Origin of the sequence: Kosakonia sp. 1610, assembly GCF_050435845.1 — a bacterium.
Classification (GTDB): Bacteria; Pseudomonadota; Gammaproteobacteria; order Enterobacterales; family Enterobacteriaceae; genus Kosakonia; species Kosakonia cowanii.
The window spans coordinates 355,472-371,959 of record NZ_JBNDKZ010000004.1 but is presented as its reverse complement, the minus strand read 5'-3'; the positions used below and the strand labels follow the sequence as shown (position 1 = coordinate 371,959).

The following is a 16,488-nucleotide window of genomic DNA, read 5'->3' as shown; positions in this document are numbered from 1 at the left end:
AAGCCGCCCTCAGGCGGCTTTAAATAGTTTTAAAAAAGCGGGGCTAACTTTGTGCGGCGGGCGAGCCGACAGCCTGCTCTTTTGCTACCTCTTCGGCAGATTTGTTTTTCAGCACCGTCCAGATGAGCACCGCGCCCATCAGGTCAAACAGCGCCAGTACCGCGAACAGCGGGCTAAAGCCGATGGTATCTGCCAGCGCACCCACGACCAGGGCGAACATGGTGCTTGCCATCCATGCTGCCATCCCGGTCAGGCCGTTGGCAGTTGCTACTTCGTTACGACCAAATACGTCAGAAGAGAGCGTAATCAGCGCGCCGGAGAGAGACTGGTGCGCAAAGCCGCCGATACAGAGCAGGCCAATCGCCACATACGGGCTGGTAAAGAGACCAATCATGCCTGGGCCAATCATCAGCAGCGCGCCCATGGTGACCACCATTTTACGCGAGACAATCAGATTCACGCCGAAGATGCGCTGGAACAGCGGCGGCAGATAACCGCCCACGATACAACCGAGATCCGCGAACAGCATCGGCATCCAGGCGAACATCGCAATCTCTTTCAGGTTAAAGCCATACACTTTGAACATGAACAGCGGGATCCAGGCGTTAAAAGTACCCCAGGCTGGTTCAGCCAGAAAACGCGGCAGCGCGATACCCCAGAACTGGCGGGTGCCAAGGATCTGGCGAACGGACATTTTCTTGCCGTTGTTGGTCTGGTGCTGTGCTTCCTGACCGCCAATGATGTATTCACGCTCCTCTTCGCTCAATTTTTTCTGATCGCGCGGGTGTTTATAGAAGATGAGCCAGGCCATCGCCCAGATAAAGCTCAGTACGCCAGAGATAACGAACGCCATCTCCCAGCTGTGCATAACGATTGCCCATACCACCAGCGGCGGCGCAATCATCGCGCCAATCGATGAACCGACGTTGAAGTAGCCGACGGCGATGGAGCGCTCTTTTGCCGGGAACCATTCGGAAGCCGCTTTCAGGCCTGCCGGGATCATCGCCGCTTCAGCTGCGCCCACGGCGCCGCGTGCCAGTGCCAGACCGCCCCAGCTGCCTGCCAGTGCGGTCGCGCCGCAGAAGATAGCCCAGGTAATTGCGAAGAAGGCGTAACCAATTTTGGTGCCCAGAATGTCGAGGACGTAGCCCGCAACCGGCTGCATGATGGTGTAGGCCGCAGAGTAGGCCGCGATGATATACGAATATTGCTGAGTCGAGATGTGCAACTCTTCCATCAACGTCGGAGCGGCTGCCGCTATGGTGTTACGTGTCAGGTAGCCAAGCACGGTGCCGACCGTCACCAGCGCTATCATGTACCAACGTAATCCTTTGATTTTACGCATGTAAACCTCATCGTTATGTTATTACCGCTTGCGCGGACACCCTTCGCTCGCATCGGAGGGTGGAAACGGGAGGGCGTAACCGGAAAGAGGTTCCGCTACGGCCCAAGCCTGCCATCAGTAAACGTTCTGTTTGTAAGTCGGCGTCCGTACCGTTAATTCCGATTAACGTCTTATCGGGAATGCATTCCGTCGGGTTATCAATTCGACGGCAGCAAGATAACTTGTCATACAACTTGAAAAGGTGAGTGACATCACAAAAGTGTTTTTCTTTGTGTGGTCTTTAACTTAGGCGCGGAGAGCCAGATTTGGCGCGGCCTGGCGGGCGGTTTAACCAATTAGCGTGTCAGTTTTTGTCTGCTTTTATTGATCCAACTCACGAAAATACCTTCGGTCTATAGAAATTGGTGTGATAACTTTGACAGCATTAAGGTAGACATCAGACGCACTCGTTGAGAGGAAGACGATAATGACCCCGTTTATGACCGAAGATTTCCTGCTAGATACCGAATTTGCCCGCCGTCTGTACCACGACTACGCCAAAGACCAGCCGATTTTCGACTACCACTGCCACCTGCCGCCGCAGCAGATCGCGGAAGATTACCGTTTCAAAAACTTGTATGACATCTGGTTGAAAGGTGACCACTACAAGTGGCGTGCGATGCGCACTAACGGCGTGCCGGAGCGTCTCTGTACCGGCGACGCGTCGGATCGTGAGAAGTTTGACGCCTGGGCGGCGACCGTACCGCACACTATCGGCAACCCGTTATACCACTGGACGCATCTTGAGCTGCGCCGCCCGTTTGGTATTACAGGTAAGTTGCTGTCGCCCGCAACGGCTGATGAGATCTGGGAGCGTGGTAACGCACTGCTGGCGCAGGATAGCTTCTCCGCGCGCGGCATCATGCAGCAGATGAACGTCAAAATGGTCGGTACCACCGATGATCCGATTGACTCCCTGGAGCACCATGCAGCGATCGCCAACGAGACGACTTTCAGCACCAAAGTGTTGCCGAGCTGGCGTCCGGATAAAGCCTTCAATATTGAACAGGCGACCTTTAACGACTACATGGCGAAACTGGGTGAAGTCTCTGATACCGAGATCCGCCGCTTTACCGATCTGCAAACCGCGCTGACCAAACGCCTCGATCACTTTGCCGCGCACGGCTGTAAAGTCTCTGACCACGCGCTGGACGTGGTGCTGTTTGCCGAAGCCTCTGAATCAGAGCTCGACGCCATTCTGGCGCGTCGCCTGGCGGGTGAAACCCTGAGCGAAAAAGAGGTGGCGCAGTTTAAAACTGCGGTGCTGGTATGGCTCGGCGCGGAGTATGCCCGTCGCGAATGGGTGCAGCAGTACCACATCGGCGCGCTGCGTAATAACAACCAGCGTCAGTTCAAGCTGCTCGGCCCGGATGTCGGCTTCGACTCCATCAATGACCGTCCGCTGGCGGAAGAGCTATCCAAACTGCTGAGCAAGCAGAATGAAGATAACCTGCTGCCGAAAACCATCCTTTACTGCCTGAACCCGCGCGATAACGAAGTGCTGGGTACGATGATCGGTAACTTTCAGGGTGAAGGCATGCCGGGCAAAATGCAGTTCGGCTCCGGCTGGTGGTTTAACGATCAGAAAGATGGCATGGAGCGTCAGATGACCCAGCTTGCGCAGCTTGGCCTGCTGAGCCGCTTTGTCGGCATGCTGACCGACAGCCGCAGCTTCCTCTCCTATACCCGTCATGAATATTTCCGTCGCATCCTCTGCCAGATGATTGGCCGCTGGGTGGAGGCGGGCGAAGCCCCGGCTGACATTCAGCTGCTGGGTGAAATGGTGAAAAACATCTGCTTTAACAATGCGCGTGATTACTTCGCGATTGAACTGAACTAGGGCCGTTTGAGGTTGATATGCAATACATCAAGATCCATTCGCTGGATAACGTCGCAGTAGCGCTGGCCGATCTTGCTGAAGGCGCGGAAGTCATTATCGACAACCAGACCGTACAGCTGCGCCAGGCCGTATCGCGCGGGCACAAGTTTGCGCTGCACACCATTAAGCAGGGCGAAAACATTGTTAAATATGGTCTGCCGATTGGTCATGCGACGTCAGATATCGCGTCGGGCGAGTACATCCATTCCCACAATGCGCGAACGAACCTCAGCGATCTGGACGAGTATAGCTATCAACCTGATTTTCAGGATGAGGGCAGCCAGGCGGGCGATCGTGACGTGCAGATCTACCGCCGGGCGAATGGAGAAGTGGGGATCCGTAATGAGTTGTGGATCCTGCCGACGGTCGGCTGCGTGAATGGCATCGCCCGTCAGATCCAGAACCGCTTCCTGAAAGAGACCCATGACGCCGAAGATATCGACGGCGTTTACCTCTTTAGTCACACCTACGGCTGTTCACAGCTGGGCGACGACCACATTAATACGCGCACCATGCTGCAAAACATGGTGCGTCATCCGAATGCGGGCGCGGTGCTGGTGATTGGCCTTGGATGTGAAAACAACCAGGTTGACGCTTTCCGCCAGACGCTGGGTGAATTTGATGCTGACCGGGTCCATTTTATGGTCTGCCAACACCAGGACGACGAAGTGGAAGCGGGGCTTGAGCATCTGCATGCGCTCTATGAGGCGATGCGTCACGATAAGCGCGAGCCGGGTAAACTGAGCGAGCTGAAATTTGGGCTGGAGTGTGGCGGCTCTGACGGGCTTTCCGGAATTACCGCCAACCCGATGCTCGGCCGCTTCTCTGATTATGTGATTGGCAACGGCGGCACCACGGTGCTAACCGAAGTGCCGGAGATGTTCGGCGCTGAGCGCATTCTGATGAGCCACTGCCGTGACGAAAGTACCTTTGAGAAGACCGTGACCATGGTTAACGACTTCAAACAGTACTTTATTGCTCACAATCAGCCGATCTATGAGAACCCGTCGCCGGGCAACAAAGCGGGCGGCATCACCACGCTGGAAGAGAAGTCACTGGGCTGTACGCAGAAAGCGGGTGCCAGCCAGGTGGTTGATGTGCTGCGCTACGGCGAGCGTCTGCAAACCCACGGGCTTAATCTGCTGAGCGCACCGGGCAACGATGCGGTGGCGACCAGCGCGTTAGCCGGTGCTGGCTGCCATATGGTGCTGTTCAGCACCGGTCGCGGGACGCCCTACGGCGGTTTTGTGCCGACGGTGAAAATCGCCACCAACAGTGAGCTGGCGGCGAAAAAGAAACACTGGATCGATTTTGATGCAGGTCAGTTGATCCACGGCAAAGCAATGCCGCAGCTTCTGGAGGAGTTTGTCGATGTGATTGTTGATATTGCTAACGGCAAGCAAACCTGCAATGAGAAAAATGATTTCCGTGAGTTAGCCATCTTCAAAAGTGGCGTAACTTTATAAATCGCACTGAGGTGCACTAAGCAAAGCGGCGCTACCCTGACAGCGCCGCTTTTTTTTGCCTCTCCGCCGGTTAGCTACGCAGCGCGTTCTTTACCAGCCGCTCATCTTCCGCCTGACACACCGCAGCGGTAAACAGCACATCGGTTGAGGAGTTGAGCGCGGTTTCGCAGGAGTCCTGTAACACGCCGATGATAAAGCCGACAGCCACCACCTGCATGGCGACATCGTTGGAGATACCGAACATGTTGCAGGCCAGCGGGATGAGCAGCAGCGAGCCGCCCGCCACACCCGATGCACCGCAAGCACAGAGCGACGCCACCACGCTCAGCAGCAGTGCCGTCGGCAGATCGACCGTAATGCCCAGCGTATGCACCGCCGCCAGCGCCAGCACGGTAATGGTGATCGCCGCGCCCGCCATATTAATGGTTGCTCCCAGCGGGATGGAGACGGAGTAGGTGTCGCGATCGAGATTGAGCTTTTCACACAGCGTCATATTGACCGGGATATTCGCCGCCGAGCTGCGGGTGAAAAAGGCCGTTACTCCGCTTTCGCGCAGGCAAGTCAAGACCAGCGGGTAGGGGTTACGGCGGATCTTCCAGTAGACCAGCAACGGGTTAATGACCAGTGCGACAAATGCCATGCAGCCCACCAGCACCAGCAGCAGTTGCGCGTAGCCTAACAGCGCGCCAAAGCCAGAAGTGGCAAGGGTCGAGGAGACGAGACCGAAAATGCCAATCGGCGCAAAACGAATCACGATCCGCACCATAAAGGTGACGGCGCCCGACATATCCTGCACCATCTTTTTCGTCGTCTCACTGCTGTGACGCAGGGCAAAACCCAGCCCGACGGCCCACACCAGGATACCGATATAGTTTGCTTCCATAATTGCCGTCACCGGGTTGGCAATCATGCTGGTCAGCAAACCGCGCAGCACCTCGACAATGCCGGAAGGTGGCGTGACGTCACTGGCTCCGGGGACTAACTGCAAAGTGGAGGGGAAGAGGAAACTGGCCAGCACGGCGGTAAGCGCAGCGGTAAAAGTCCCTAATAGATAGAGCACCAGTACCGGACGAAGGTGGGTGCGCTGGCCCTGCTGGTGCCCGGCAATGGACGCCATCACCAGCATCAATACCAGCACCGGCGCAACGGCTTTTAAGGCGCTGACAAACAGTGTACCGAGAATACCGGTGGCGATAGCGGCCGGCGTCGAGATCCACGCCAGTAAAATCCCCAGAACGAGGCCAAGAAGAATCTGTTTCACCAGGCTGCCATCAACAAAACGTTGCAGCAACCCTGACGAGCGGTGTGTTGTCATGCCATTTTCCTTTCATGTTGTGGAATCACACCCCGCTGCTCTTTTAAACAGAGCTTTGTCAGGATGTAACAATTGTTTGCTGAAAGGAGTATATGAACTCTGCGAGAACAGGGAAGAGAGAGATTTCTACTTTTACGCTCTGGCGCGTCTTTTTCATTTTTGCCGTCGGCATTTTGTGACCAGCACGACAGGGCGTGGTAAATCGTCGCTCGCCGGGGTGGCAGAGCGGCGATTTACGGCTTATACGCGGTTTTTCTTGTCGTTCTGGTAGTTAACCCAGCTATTAATCAGCAGCGTCAGCACCAGAATGCCGCCCACTACACCAAGGGAGATGGCAATCGGGATATGGAAGAAATCGACGATCAGCATCTTGATACCGATAAACACCAGAATCACTGACAGACCATATTTGAGCATTGAGAAGCGCTCCGCCACGCCTGCCAGCAGGAAGTACATCGCGCGCAGCCCCAGAATAGCAAACAGGTTAGAGGTGAGGACGATAAAGGGATCGGTGGTGACGGCGAAGATCGCCGGGATGCTGTCGACGGCAAAGATCACATCGCTCAGCTCCACCAGAATCAGCACCAGCAGCAGCGGTGTGGCATACAGCAGACCGTTTTTGCGCACAAAGAAGTGCTCACTTTCGATGCTGTCAGTCATGCGCAGATGGCTACGCAGCCAGCGCACCACCGGTTTATCGCCAATGCCCTTCTCATCCTCTTTCGCCAGCGCCATCTTCACGCCGGTAAAGAGCAGGAAAGCACCAAAAACGTAGAGCAGCCATGAGAACTGGGTAATCAGCCAGCTACCGGCGAAGATCATGATGGTACGCAGCACGATCGCCCCAAGCACGCCGTAGATCAGTACCCGGCGTTGTAACGCCGCAGGGACGGCAAAGTAGCTAAACAGCATCAGCCAGACGAAGACGTTATCCACCGCCAGGGCTTTTTCAATCAGATAACCGGTTAAGAACGCCAGCGCCTGGGTATCTGCGACCGCGCGCCCTTCGGTTTGCGTCAGATACCACCAGAAGGCGGCATTAAACAGCAGTGACAGGCTAACCCACACCACTGACCACACGGCCGCCTGCTTCATGGTCATCGTATGTGCGCCGCGACGCCCCTGAAGCAGAAGGTCGATCGCCAGCATCATCACTACGGCAACGGCGAAAACGCCCCATAACATCGGTGTGCCAACACTATTCATCACCAGATCCTCACGCAAACAAAAACGGCCAACGTCAGAAGACGTTAGCCGCTTGCCTGGTGCAGGGGGATCTCGCCTTCCGGCAAGGTCTCACTTACGTCGATAACGACGCCCGGCGACCGGGTGCTTAACGCACCGTAATGACGACCCACCGGCGAAGAAGTTACTCCCCTTTGCTGGTAACAAATTATGTCAACACATTGAGCTGGTCAATGTGTCGCCAGCGCTTCTTACGAAGCTTTACGCAGGGAGCTGGGCGCTGACATCATCGGCCGGGAAGACGACGCCGGTCTGGCGGCGGATCTCCGTTTGCAGTTTCGCCGTAATGCGGCTGACGGCGAGTCCGGGGTGATTCACCTCATTCTCCTCCACTAGCCGCGCGAAGGTTTCGGCTTCATACAGCATGGTGTTGATATGCTGCGGCTGCGTCAGCTCCTGCGCTTTGCCGCCGCGCGGGATAAAGGCGAGCTTCTGGCATTCGGAAATCTTTTCAATCACCAGTGAGCCCGCTTCACCCTGAATCTCACTCGCCAGCACCGAATCGCTCACTTTCGAGTGTTGCAGCGTGACGCTGAAATCGCCGTAATTCATCACCACCACGCCGTGCGCGTCGACGCCGCTTGAGAGCAGGCTCGCCGAGGCCTGCACGCTGTGCGGTTCGCCCCACAGCGCCACCGCCGAGGCGAGGCAGTAAAAGCCGATATCCATAATCGACCCGTTTGAGAACGCCGGGTTGAAGGTGTTGGGGTTTTCGCCGTCGAGAAAACGCTGATAGCGTGACGAGTACTGGCAGTAGTTAATAAAGGCTTTACGCAGCTTGCCCGCTTTCGCCAGCGACTGTTTCAGCACCAGGAAGTTTGGCAGGCTGGCGGTTTTGAAGGCTTCAAACAGCACCACCTGGTTTTCACGGGCGCAGGCGATGGCGGCCTCCACTTCGCGCAGGTTTGAGGCCAGCGGCTTTTCGCAGATCACATGCTTTTTATGGCTGAGAAACAGCTGCGTCTGGGAAAAGTGGAGGGAGTTGGGGCTGGCAATATAGACCGCGTCAATCGCATTGCTCTGTGCCATCTCTTCAAGTGAGGTAAAGAGATGCTCGACAGGGTAGTCGGTGGCGAAGGTTTGCGCCTGTTCAAGACTGCGGGAATAGACGGCGGTAAGTCTGTATTTGCCCGTTTCATGGGCGGCATCGACAAACTGGCGCGAGATCCAGTTTGTCCCTATGACAGCGAAACGTATCATAAAGGCGCTACTTCTCCGTTAAAGGGTTCCGCTGTCACTCTAGCACGTCAACATGACAAAACCAGTGCGCTGGCGCGCATGCTTAGCGCAAGGCGAGATGGGTCAACCACAGCCTGGTATCGAACTCAAGCTGGTGGTACTGCGGCTCCATATGACAGCAGAGCTGGTAAAAGGCTTTGTTATGCTCTTTCTCGCGCAGGTGCGCCAGTTCATGGACCACAATCATGCGCAGAAACGCTTCCGGCGCATCGCGGAAAACGGTGGCGACGCGAATCTCCGCTTTCGCTTTCAGCTTGCCGCCCTGCACGCGGGAAATGGCGGTGTGCAGGCCAAGGGCATTATTGAGCACATGAATTTTGCTGTCATACATCACTTTATTCACCGGCGCGGCGTTACGCAGAAACTGATTTTTCATCTCTTGCGTGTAGTGATAGAGCGCTTTATCGGTGGTGACGCCGTGGCTGTCGGGGTAGCGTTTTGCCAGCACCTCGCCCAGACGGTTCTGCTCAATCAGCGTATGTACCTGCGCCAGCAGGGATTCAGGATAGCCCTGAAGATAGGTGAGGGTCTTCATGGTGAAATGTGTTTACATCCTTACGTAATTGAGCGATAAAACGCGCGAATTTTAGCATTGCGGAGGGTCGATGAGCCAGGTTGAGTTAAACGGACAGTCATTCACTTTAGACAGATTCCCTGTCGGCGTGGAAGAGGCGTCGCTACAGGCGTGGGATGCAGCGGATGAGTATCTTCTGCAACAGGTGGATGCGGTCGATGGCCCGGTTCTGATCTTCAACGACAGCTTCGGCGCGCTGGCCTGCGCGCTGGCGGCCCATCATCCGGTGTCGATTAACGACTCCTTTATTGCCGAGCTGGCAACGCAGCATAACCTGCGCATTAACGATCTGGATGAAGAGGCGGTCACTTTTCAGGATTGCCTCAGCCCGCTGCCGGCCAATCCGGCTTTAGTGCTGATCAAAATACCCAAACAGCTGGCGCTGCTTGAACAGCAGCTACGCGCCCTGCGCGAGGTGGTTACGCCGCAGACGCGGATTATCGCCGGTGCGAAAACCCGTGATATTCACAATTCGACGATGGCGCTGTTTGAAAAGATCCTCGGCCCGACCACCACGACGCTGGCATGGCGCAAAGCGCGCCTGATCAACTGCACCTTTAACGCTCCCGCGCCTGTTGAAACCTCGCTGCTGGCAAGCTGGAAGCTGGACGGTACACCCTGGACCATTCACAACCACGCGAATGTTTTTTCCCGCAGCGGGCTGGATATTGGCGCACGCTTTTTCCTGCAACATCTGCCGGAAAATGTCGAGGGCGAGATGGTCGATCTCGGCTGCGGCAATGGCGTGATTGGCCTGCAACTGCTGGCCAGCAACCCGCAGGCGCAGGTGCTGTTTGTTGATGAGTCAGCCATGGCGGTCGCCTCTTCGCGTCTGAACGTGGAGAGCAACCTGCCGGAGGATATGGAGCGCTGTGAGTTTATGATTAACAACGCGCTCTCTGGCATTGAGCCTGATCGCTTTGCGGCGGTGCTCTGTAACCCGCCCTTCCATCAGCAGAGCGCCATCACCGATCACATTGCCTGGCAGATGTTTAACGATGCGCGCCGCTGCCTGAAGTATGGCGGTGAATTACGTATTGTCGGCAATCGCCATCTCGACTATTTCCGCAAGCTCAAACGCGTGTTTGGCAACTGCGAAACCGTGGCCACCAACAATAAATTCGTGATCCTCAAATCGGTTAAAGTGCGCAAAAAGCGCTAACCGACCGTGCCATCAGGCGCTTTGCCGGATGGCGGCCAACAACGTCTCAAACACGTAGGCCTGATAAGCGCAGCGCCATCAGGCATTTTTTTAAATGGTTAACGCCAGTTGCGTGCCCTGGGCTATCGCCCGGCGGGCATCCAGCTCCATCGCCACATCGCAGCCGCCAATCAAATGCACCGGTTTACCGGCTTCGCGCAGCGGTTCGGCCAGCTCGCGCCGTGGCTCCTGTCCGGCGCAGATCACCACATTATCCACCGCCAGCACCTGCGGCTCGCCGCCGACCAGAATATGTAAACCCTTATCGTCGATCTTCTGGTAGCTCACCGCCGGGATCATCTTCACACCGCGCGACAGCAGCGTGGCGCGGTGGATCCAGCCGGTGGTTTTCCCCAGCCCATCGCCCGGCTTGCTGGCTTTGCGTTGCAGCATCACAATCTGCCGCGGGCTTTTCGACAATTGCGGCCCTTCCGGACGCAGGCCGCCGACCTCATTCAGGCTGGTATCGATGCCCCACTCAACACAGAATTCAGCGATATTCTGGCTGGTCGACTCCCCCGGCTGGCTTAAATAGACCGCGGTATCAAAGCCGATCCCGCCGCAGCCGACGATCGCCACGCGTTCACCGACCGGCGCTTTATCGCGCAGCACGTCGAGATAGTTCAGCACCTTCGGGTGATCGATGCCGTCGATAAGCGGCATGCGCGGCTCAATGCCGCAGGCGAGGATCACCTCATCAAACAGCGTCAGCATACCGGGATCGACACGCTGATTAAGGCAGAGTGCGACGCCGGTTTTGTCGATCATCCGCCGGTAGTAACGCAGGGTTTCATAAAACTCCTCTTTACCAGGGATCTGCTTGGCGACGTTAAACTGCCCGCCAATCTCTGCCTGCGCATCAAACAGCGTTACGCTGTGCCCACGCGCGGCGGCATTCACCGCAAAAGCCAGCCCGGCAGGGCCTGCGCCAACCACCGCGAGGTTTTTCTTCTGCTCTGCCGGGAAGATCGGCATCAGCGTTTCATGGCAGGCGCGCGGGTTGACCAGGCAGGAGGTGACTTTGCCGTAAAAGATCTGATCCAGACACGCCTGGTTGCAGCCAATGCAGGTGTTGATCTCCTCTTCCCGGCCGCTCTGTGCTTTGCTTAACAGCTCCGCGTCGGCGAGGAAAGGGCGCGCCATCGACACCATATCCGCATCGTCACGCGCAAGGATCGCCTCAGCCACCTGCGGATCGTTAATGCGGTTGGTGGTGATCAGCGGGACGTTGACTTTGCCTTTCAGCTTGCGCGTCACCCAGCTAAATGCCCCGCGCGGCACCGGTGTGGCAATGGTTGGGATCCGCGCTTCATGCCAGCCGATCCCGGTATTGATAAGCGTAGCGCCCGCCGCTTCAACGGCCTGCGCCAGCGCGATGGTCTCATCCAGCGTGCCGCCGCCCTCCACCAGATCGAGCATCGACAGACGATAAATCAGGATAAAGTTTTCCCCGACACGCTCACGGATCGCCCGCACCACCTCAAGGGGAAAACGCATCCGGCGAGCGTAATCACCGCCCCATTCATCCTCCCGCTGGTTGGTGCGCGCGGCGAGAAACTGGTTAATCAGATAACCTTCCGAGCCCATCACCTCGACACCGTCGTAACCAGCCTGTTGTGCCAGATGCGCGCAGCGGGCGAAATCCTCAATCAGGCTAAGAATTTCATCATGGCTCAGTTCGTGAGGTTTGAAGCGATTGATCGGTGCCTGAATGGCGGAAGGGGCGACCAGATTAGGTTGAAAACTGTAGCGCCCGGTATGCAGGATTTGCAGCGCGATTTTGCCTCCCTCCTGATGCACCGCATCGGTAATGTGCCGATGGTGCGGCAGCTGGCTAATATCGTTCAGCACCGCGGCACCCTCCATTGTCACGCCGGAAAGAGCGGGGGAGATGCCGCCCGTGACAATCAGCGCCACACCATGACGGGCGCGCTCGGCATAGAAGGCCGCCAACCGCTCGGCGCCGTCCGGGCGCTCCTCCAGACCGGTGTGCATCGACCCCATCAGCACACGGTTTTTAAGCTGGGTAAAACCCAGATCCAGCGGGGCGAACAGTGACGGGTAGTGGCTCATGCTCTCTTCCAATGTAAAATTATTGTTATGTGGTCGGATGAGTTCTACTGTAGCCGCCGCGACAACAGAAGGGAAAAGCGGGAGCGAATGATTGTGATGGAATTCAAAAAAGTGCGGGCAGAGGAAATGCCGGATGGCGGCTACGCCTTATCCGGCCTACGGTGAGTGCGGTTTGTCGGTGCGGTAAGCGAAGCGCCACCGGGCAGAATGCCGGATGGCGGCTGGCGCCTTATCCGGCCTACGGTGAGTGCGGTTTTTAGGCCCGATAAGCGAAGCGCCATCGGGCAAAAGGCCGGATGGCGGCTGGCGCCTTATCCGACCTGCGGTGAGTGCAGTTTGTGGGCCCGATAAGCGAAGCGCCATCGGGCAGATTGCCGGATGTCGGCTGGCGCCTTATTCGGCCTACGGTGAGTACGGTTTGTAGGCCCGATAAGCGAAGCGCCATCGGGCAGAGTGTTACACCGGCTCCACTGAAACGCGCAGCGCGGACAACGCTTCACCTGCGGCGCGCAGCACCTGTTCGCACTGCTCAATGGTGAGCGTCAGCGGCGGCTCAATACGAATGGTTTTCGCATTGTTAAGCGTACCGGCCACCAACACGTGCTGGCGGAACATCTGGCTGGCAAAATTGTACCCCGTCTCGTTATTGACAAACTCCAGCGCCATTAGCATCCCTCGCCCACGCACATCCTGTACCAGATCGGGATACTCACGCGCCAGCGCACGGAAGCCATCCAGCAGCATATCGCCTTTCTGCTCCGCCTGCGCCGGCAGGTTCTCTTCCAGCAGCACATTAATGGTGGCCAGCGCCGCCGCACAGGCCAGCGGGTTACCGCCGAAAGTAGTAGTGTGCAGGAACGGGTTATCAAACAGCACCGAGAAGACCTCTTCAGTGGCGATAGTCGCGCCAATCGGCATCACGCCGCCGCCGAGAGCTTTGGCTAGACACATAATGTCCGGCTGCACGTTTTCATGCTCGCAGGCGAACATCTTGCCGGTGCGCCCCATACCGGTTTGCACTTCGTCAAAAATAAGCAGCGCGCCAAACTCATCGCACAGCTTACGCACCGCAGGCAGATAGCCCGGCGGAGGCAGGATCACGCCCCCTTCACCCTGAATCGGCTCCAGAATCACCGCCGCAACCTCATCCCCGGTTTTCTGCCCTTCGCTGAGGGCCGTGCGCATGGCATCGATATCGCCAAACGGCACATGGTGAAAGCCCGGCAGCAGCGGCATAAAGGGTTTACGGAAGGTCGACTTCGCCGTCGCCGAGAGCGAGCCAAGAGATTTACCGTGGAACGCGCCGCTGGTGGCGATAAAGGAGAATTTCCCGCGTGGAGATTGATAGGCTTTCGCCAGTTTCAGCGCCGCTTCGACGGACTCCGTGCCGCTGTTGCTAAAGAAGCTGTATTTGAGTTTGCCGGGCGCGAGCGCCGCCAGCGTTTTTGCCAGCATCGCCCGTAGCGGGTCGAGAAGCTCCTGGCTATGCAGAGGTTGTTTGGCGAGTTGGTTCTGTACGGCGGAAACGACAACTGGATTACGGTGCCCCACATTGAAAATACCAAATCCACCCAGGCAATCTAAAAACTCCACTCCCTGGGTGTCGACAAGCGTATTCAGACTGCCTGCTTGCCACTCTACGGCTCCGTAATCCCCGCCGGCAGTTACAGATTTTCGATACTCTAAAAACCCCGGGTTAACATGCTCTTTAAAGTAATCCACCACCTCTCGGTTTAAAGCTTTCATCTCCTCATGATCAAGCGTTCGCTTCTCAATGAGATTCAGGGCATGAGCGCTGCACGCTAAAGCGGATGCGCTGGAAGGTAACCTGTTCAAAATAAGCTCCAGGAGTCGCGTATCACGTGATACTGATTAAAGTATTGCAGGGATTACGCCACTTCGGCGGCGGGCAGAGAAATCGGGATAAACGCCAGGTGAAAGCCAAATCGTACAAGATTTAATCATGCCGTCTGGGCTAAAAATAGGTTACAGCATTGTTAAAAAGCGCGAGGCGAGGGGGTGAAAAAGCCCTTTGCGCCAAAAAAGTGCGTCGAATGCATGAAAATGGGGCATAACCCGTTAGCGCAACTAAGTGTTTTCAGGCTGAAACTATTAAAAACAATATCTTAACAAACCTATCAAAATCAGGGTTTTCTGCGGATTTGCGATCTAAATCAAATTTAACAACTAAAGATAAATTCATTATCGCCGAAATAACATTCGCAATAATTTTTTCACGGCAATATAACCTGCACAGGACGCAACCATGTCTTCTCCTCTTTATGTCAGCCAGCGCAACTTCCCGCTGGACGATGACACCACGCTGATGTCCACCACTGATACGCAGAGCTACATCACTCACGCTAACGATGCGTTTATTCATGCCAGCGGCTATCACCTCAATGAGTTAAACGGCCAACCGCACAATGTTGTGCGCCATCCAGATATGCCGAAAGCGGCATTTGCCGATATGTGGTTCACCCTGAAACAGGGCGAGCCGTGGAGCGGTATTGTGAAAAACCGCCGTAAAAATGGCGATCACTACTGGGTGCGTGCCAATGCCATTCCGATGGTGCGTAACGGCGAAGTGACCGGCTATATGTCGATCCGCACCCGCGCGACGGAGCAGGAGATCGCGGCAGTTGAGCCGCTCTACAGTGCATTAAATGAAGGGCGCAGCAAAAAACGCCTGCATAAAGGGCTGGTGCTGGGTAAAGGCTTATTTGGGAACGTGGCCACGCTTCCGCTGCGCTGGCGGGCGCGCAGCGTCATGACGCTGCTGTGGGTCGCGCAGCTGGCGGCGCTGTGGTTCACCGGTGCGCATCCTGTGTCGATGCTGGTCAGTACGCTGGTAATGCTGTTGGGCGCGCTGGCGTTTGAGTGGCAGATTGTTCGACCGGTCGAGAATGTGGCAAAGCAGGCGCTAAGTGTGGCGACGGGCGATCGTAACAGCGTCGATTTCCTCAACCGCAGCGATGAAGTGGGGCTGATCCTGCGCTCGGTTGGTCAGTTGGGGCTGATGTGCCGCTGGCTGATAAACGATGTCTCTGGTCAGGTGAGCAGTGTGCTTAACGGCAGCGAAACGCTGGCGAAGGGCAACGACGATTTGAATGAGCGTACGCGCCAGACGGTGGTTAACGTGCAGCAGACTGTGGCGACAATGGGCCAGATGGCCGCGTCGGTACAGAGCAACTCGGAAACGGCGTCTGCGGCAGACAAGCTCTCCAGCTCCGCCAGCAACGCCGCCGCTCACGGTGGTAAAGCGATGGAAACGGTGGTGAAAACCATGGATGAGATTGCCGACAGCACGCAGCGTATCGGCTCCATCACGGCGCTGATTAACGATATCGCTTTCCAGACCAATATCCTGGCGCTGAACGCCGCGGTTGAGGCTGCGCGGGCAGGGGAGCAGGGCAAAGGCTTCGCGGTGGTTGCCGGGGAAGTTCGTCATCTGGCGAGCCGCAGCGCAAACGCCGCGAATGATATCCGTAAACTGATTGATGCCAGCGCCAGTAAAGTGCAGTCCGGTTCCGACCAGGTTCACGCAGCGGGCCGCACGATGGACGATATTGTGGCCCAGGTAAAAGATGTCACCGCCTTGATTGCCCAGATTAGCCAGTCTACTTCTGAGCAGGCGACGGGGCTTGCGGATCTGACGCGCGCCGTGGCGGAGCTGGATGCGATTACGCAGAAAAACGCCGGGCTGGTTGAGCAGAGCGCGGAAGTGTCGTCAATGGTAAAACAGCGCGCAGGTCGGCTGCAGGACGCAGTTTCCGTATTACATTAAGAGATATTTAATTAAAAAAACCGCCGCATCTGCTGGCGGTTTTTTTATTTCTGGTAATGCGGTTTGATGTTAATAATTTATTCTTAATTGTTACTTTTTTATTAAATGATATTTTGTTAGGGCTGGATTGAATAAATTAGTTAGCTTGAAATTTAATTTCCCATTAACTCTAGTTAACTCCCATTAATATATTCATGAAATAATAAGAAAACGAAACAAATAACGATCAATGACGCTAAATTGATAGCTCATGGCTATCCAATGGTCAATTAATTTAATAAAAAAACGATCAAACTCATAAAGTTAGCATTTACGTTACCGATAA

The 16,488-nt window shown here is 56.0% G+C and carries 11 protein-coding genes; 4 read left to right on the top strand and 7 right to left on the bottom strand.

Annotated features, from left to right (window positions below; all coding sequences use genetic code 11):
- Positions 1–43: 43 nt before the first annotated feature.
- A complete protein-coding gene (locus ABIC80_RS14700) occupies positions 44–1,345 on the bottom strand; it encodes an MFS transporter (RefSeq protein ID WP_042715470.1) in 1,302 nt (433 codons plus the stop codon).
- Between the two features lie 466 nt (positions 1,346–1,811).
- Between ABIC80_RS14700 and uxaC the strand changes: the two genes are divergently transcribed.
- Positions 1,812–3,224, top strand: coding sequence for a glucuronate isomerase (uxaC, locus tag ABIC80_RS14695; RefSeq protein ID WP_094422189.1), 1,413 nt, complete (start codon positions 1,812–1,814; stop codon positions 3,222–3,224).
- Positions 3,225–3,241: 17 nt separating this feature from the next.
- Positions 3,242–4,729, top strand: a complete 1,488-nt coding sequence (locus ABIC80_RS14690) for a UxaA family hydrolase (protein WP_200579724.1) — start codon at positions 3,242–3,244, stop codon at positions 4,727–4,729.
- 70 nt (positions 4,730–4,799) lie between these two features.
- On the opposite strand, the gene sstT is transcribed toward ABIC80_RS14690, so the two are convergent.
- From sstT to ABIC80_RS14670, 4 genes are all read right to left on the bottom strand, one after another.
- Complete coding sequence (sstT, locus tag ABIC80_RS14685) at positions 4,800–6,044, bottom strand: serine/threonine transporter SstT (protein ID WP_429177628.1); 1,245 nt, start codon at positions 6,042–6,044, stop codon at positions 4,800–4,802.
- A 240-nt stretch (positions 6,045–6,284) separates the two neighbouring features.
- Positions 6,285–7,250: a TerC family protein gene (locus tag ABIC80_RS14680; RefSeq protein WP_367164981.1), complete on the bottom strand. Its 966-nt coding sequence runs from the start codon at positions 7,248–7,250 to the stop codon at positions 6,285–6,287.
- 240 nt (positions 7,251–7,490) lie between these two features.
- Positions 7,491–8,489, bottom strand: coding sequence for a Gfo/Idh/MocA family protein (locus tag ABIC80_RS14675; protein WP_429177626.1), 999 nt, complete (start codon positions 8,487–8,489; stop codon positions 7,491–7,493).
- 82 nt (positions 8,490–8,571) lie between these two features.
- The gene (locus tag ABIC80_RS14670; protein WP_023480715.1) at positions 8,572–9,063 is read right to left on the bottom strand and encodes a M48 metallopeptidase family protein; all 492 of its coding nucleotides are present in this window, start codon (positions 9,061–9,063) and stop codon (positions 8,572–8,574) included.
- A gap of 70 nt (positions 9,064–9,133) precedes the next feature.
- On the opposite strand from ABIC80_RS14670, the gene rlmG reads away from it, so the two are divergent.
- Positions 9,134–10,264, top strand: coding sequence for a 23S rRNA (guanine(1835)-N(2))-methyltransferase RlmG (gene rlmG, locus ABIC80_RS14665; protein WP_042715479.1), 1,131 nt, complete (start codon positions 9,134–9,136; stop codon positions 10,262–10,264).
- A 90-nt stretch (positions 10,265–10,354) separates the two neighbouring features.
- Here rlmG and ABIC80_RS14660 read toward each other — a convergent pair whose 3' ends face one another.
- Both ABIC80_RS14660 and ygjG read right to left on the bottom strand, forming a co-directional pair.
- Entirely contained in the window at positions 10,355–12,376 is a 2,022-nt protein-coding gene (locus ABIC80_RS14660) for an FAD-dependent oxidoreductase (RefSeq protein WP_429177624.1), read from the bottom strand.
- A 456-nt stretch (positions 12,377–12,832) separates the two neighbouring features.
- Positions 12,833–14,212: a putrescine aminotransferase gene (gene ygjG / locus ABIC80_RS14655; protein ID WP_312424397.1), complete on the bottom strand. Its 1,380-nt coding sequence runs from the start codon at positions 14,210–14,212 to the stop codon at positions 12,833–12,835.
- A 430-nt stretch (positions 14,213–14,642) separates the two neighbouring features.
- On the opposite strand from ygjG, the gene ABIC80_RS14650 reads away from it, so the two are divergent.
- Positions 14,643–16,163, top strand: a complete 1,521-nt coding sequence (locus tag ABIC80_RS14650) for a methyl-accepting chemotaxis protein (protein WP_312604735.1) — start codon at positions 14,643–14,645, stop codon at positions 16,161–16,163.
- The last annotated feature ends 325 nt before the right edge of the window (positions 16,164–16,488 follow it).

What these genes read in the sequence shown, in the direction of transcription:
- ABIC80_RS14700 (WP_042715470.1), bottom strand. Translation starts at nt 1,345, where the DNA reads ATGCGTAAAATCAAAGGATTACGTTGGTACATGATAGCGCTGGTGACG.
- uxaC (WP_094422189.1), top strand. Translation starts at nt 1,812, where the DNA reads ATGACCCCGTTTATGACCGAAGATTTCCTGCTAGATACCGAATTTGCC.
- ABIC80_RS14690 (WP_200579724.1), top strand. Translation starts at nt 3,242, where the DNA reads ATGCAATACATCAAGATCCATTCGCTGGATAACGTCGCAGTAGCGCTG.
- sstT (WP_429177628.1), bottom strand. Translation starts at nt 6,044, where the DNA reads ATGACAACACACCGCTCGTCAGGGTTGCTGCAACGTTTTGTTGATGGC.
- ABIC80_RS14680 (WP_367164981.1), bottom strand. Translation starts at nt 7,250, where the DNA reads ATGAATAGTGTTGGCACACCGATGTTATGGGGCGTTTTCGCCGTTGCC.
- ABIC80_RS14675 (WP_429177626.1), bottom strand. Translation starts at nt 8,489, where the DNA reads ATGATACGTTTCGCTGTCATAGGGACAAACTGGATCTCGCGCCAGTTT.
- ABIC80_RS14670 (WP_023480715.1), bottom strand. Translation starts at nt 9,063, where the DNA reads ATGAAGACCCTCACCTATCTTCAGGGCTATCCTGAATCCCTGCTGGCG.
- rlmG (WP_042715479.1), top strand. Translation starts at nt 9,134, where the DNA reads ATGAGCCAGGTTGAGTTAAACGGACAGTCATTCACTTTAGACAGATTC.
- ABIC80_RS14660 (WP_429177624.1), bottom strand. Translation starts at nt 12,376, where the DNA reads ATGAGCCACTACCCGTCACTGTTCGCCCCGCTGGATCTGGGTTTTACC.
- ABIC80_RS14650 (WP_312604735.1), top strand. Translation starts at nt 14,643, where the DNA reads ATGTCTTCTCCTCTTTATGTCAGCCAGCGCAACTTCCCGCTGGACGAT.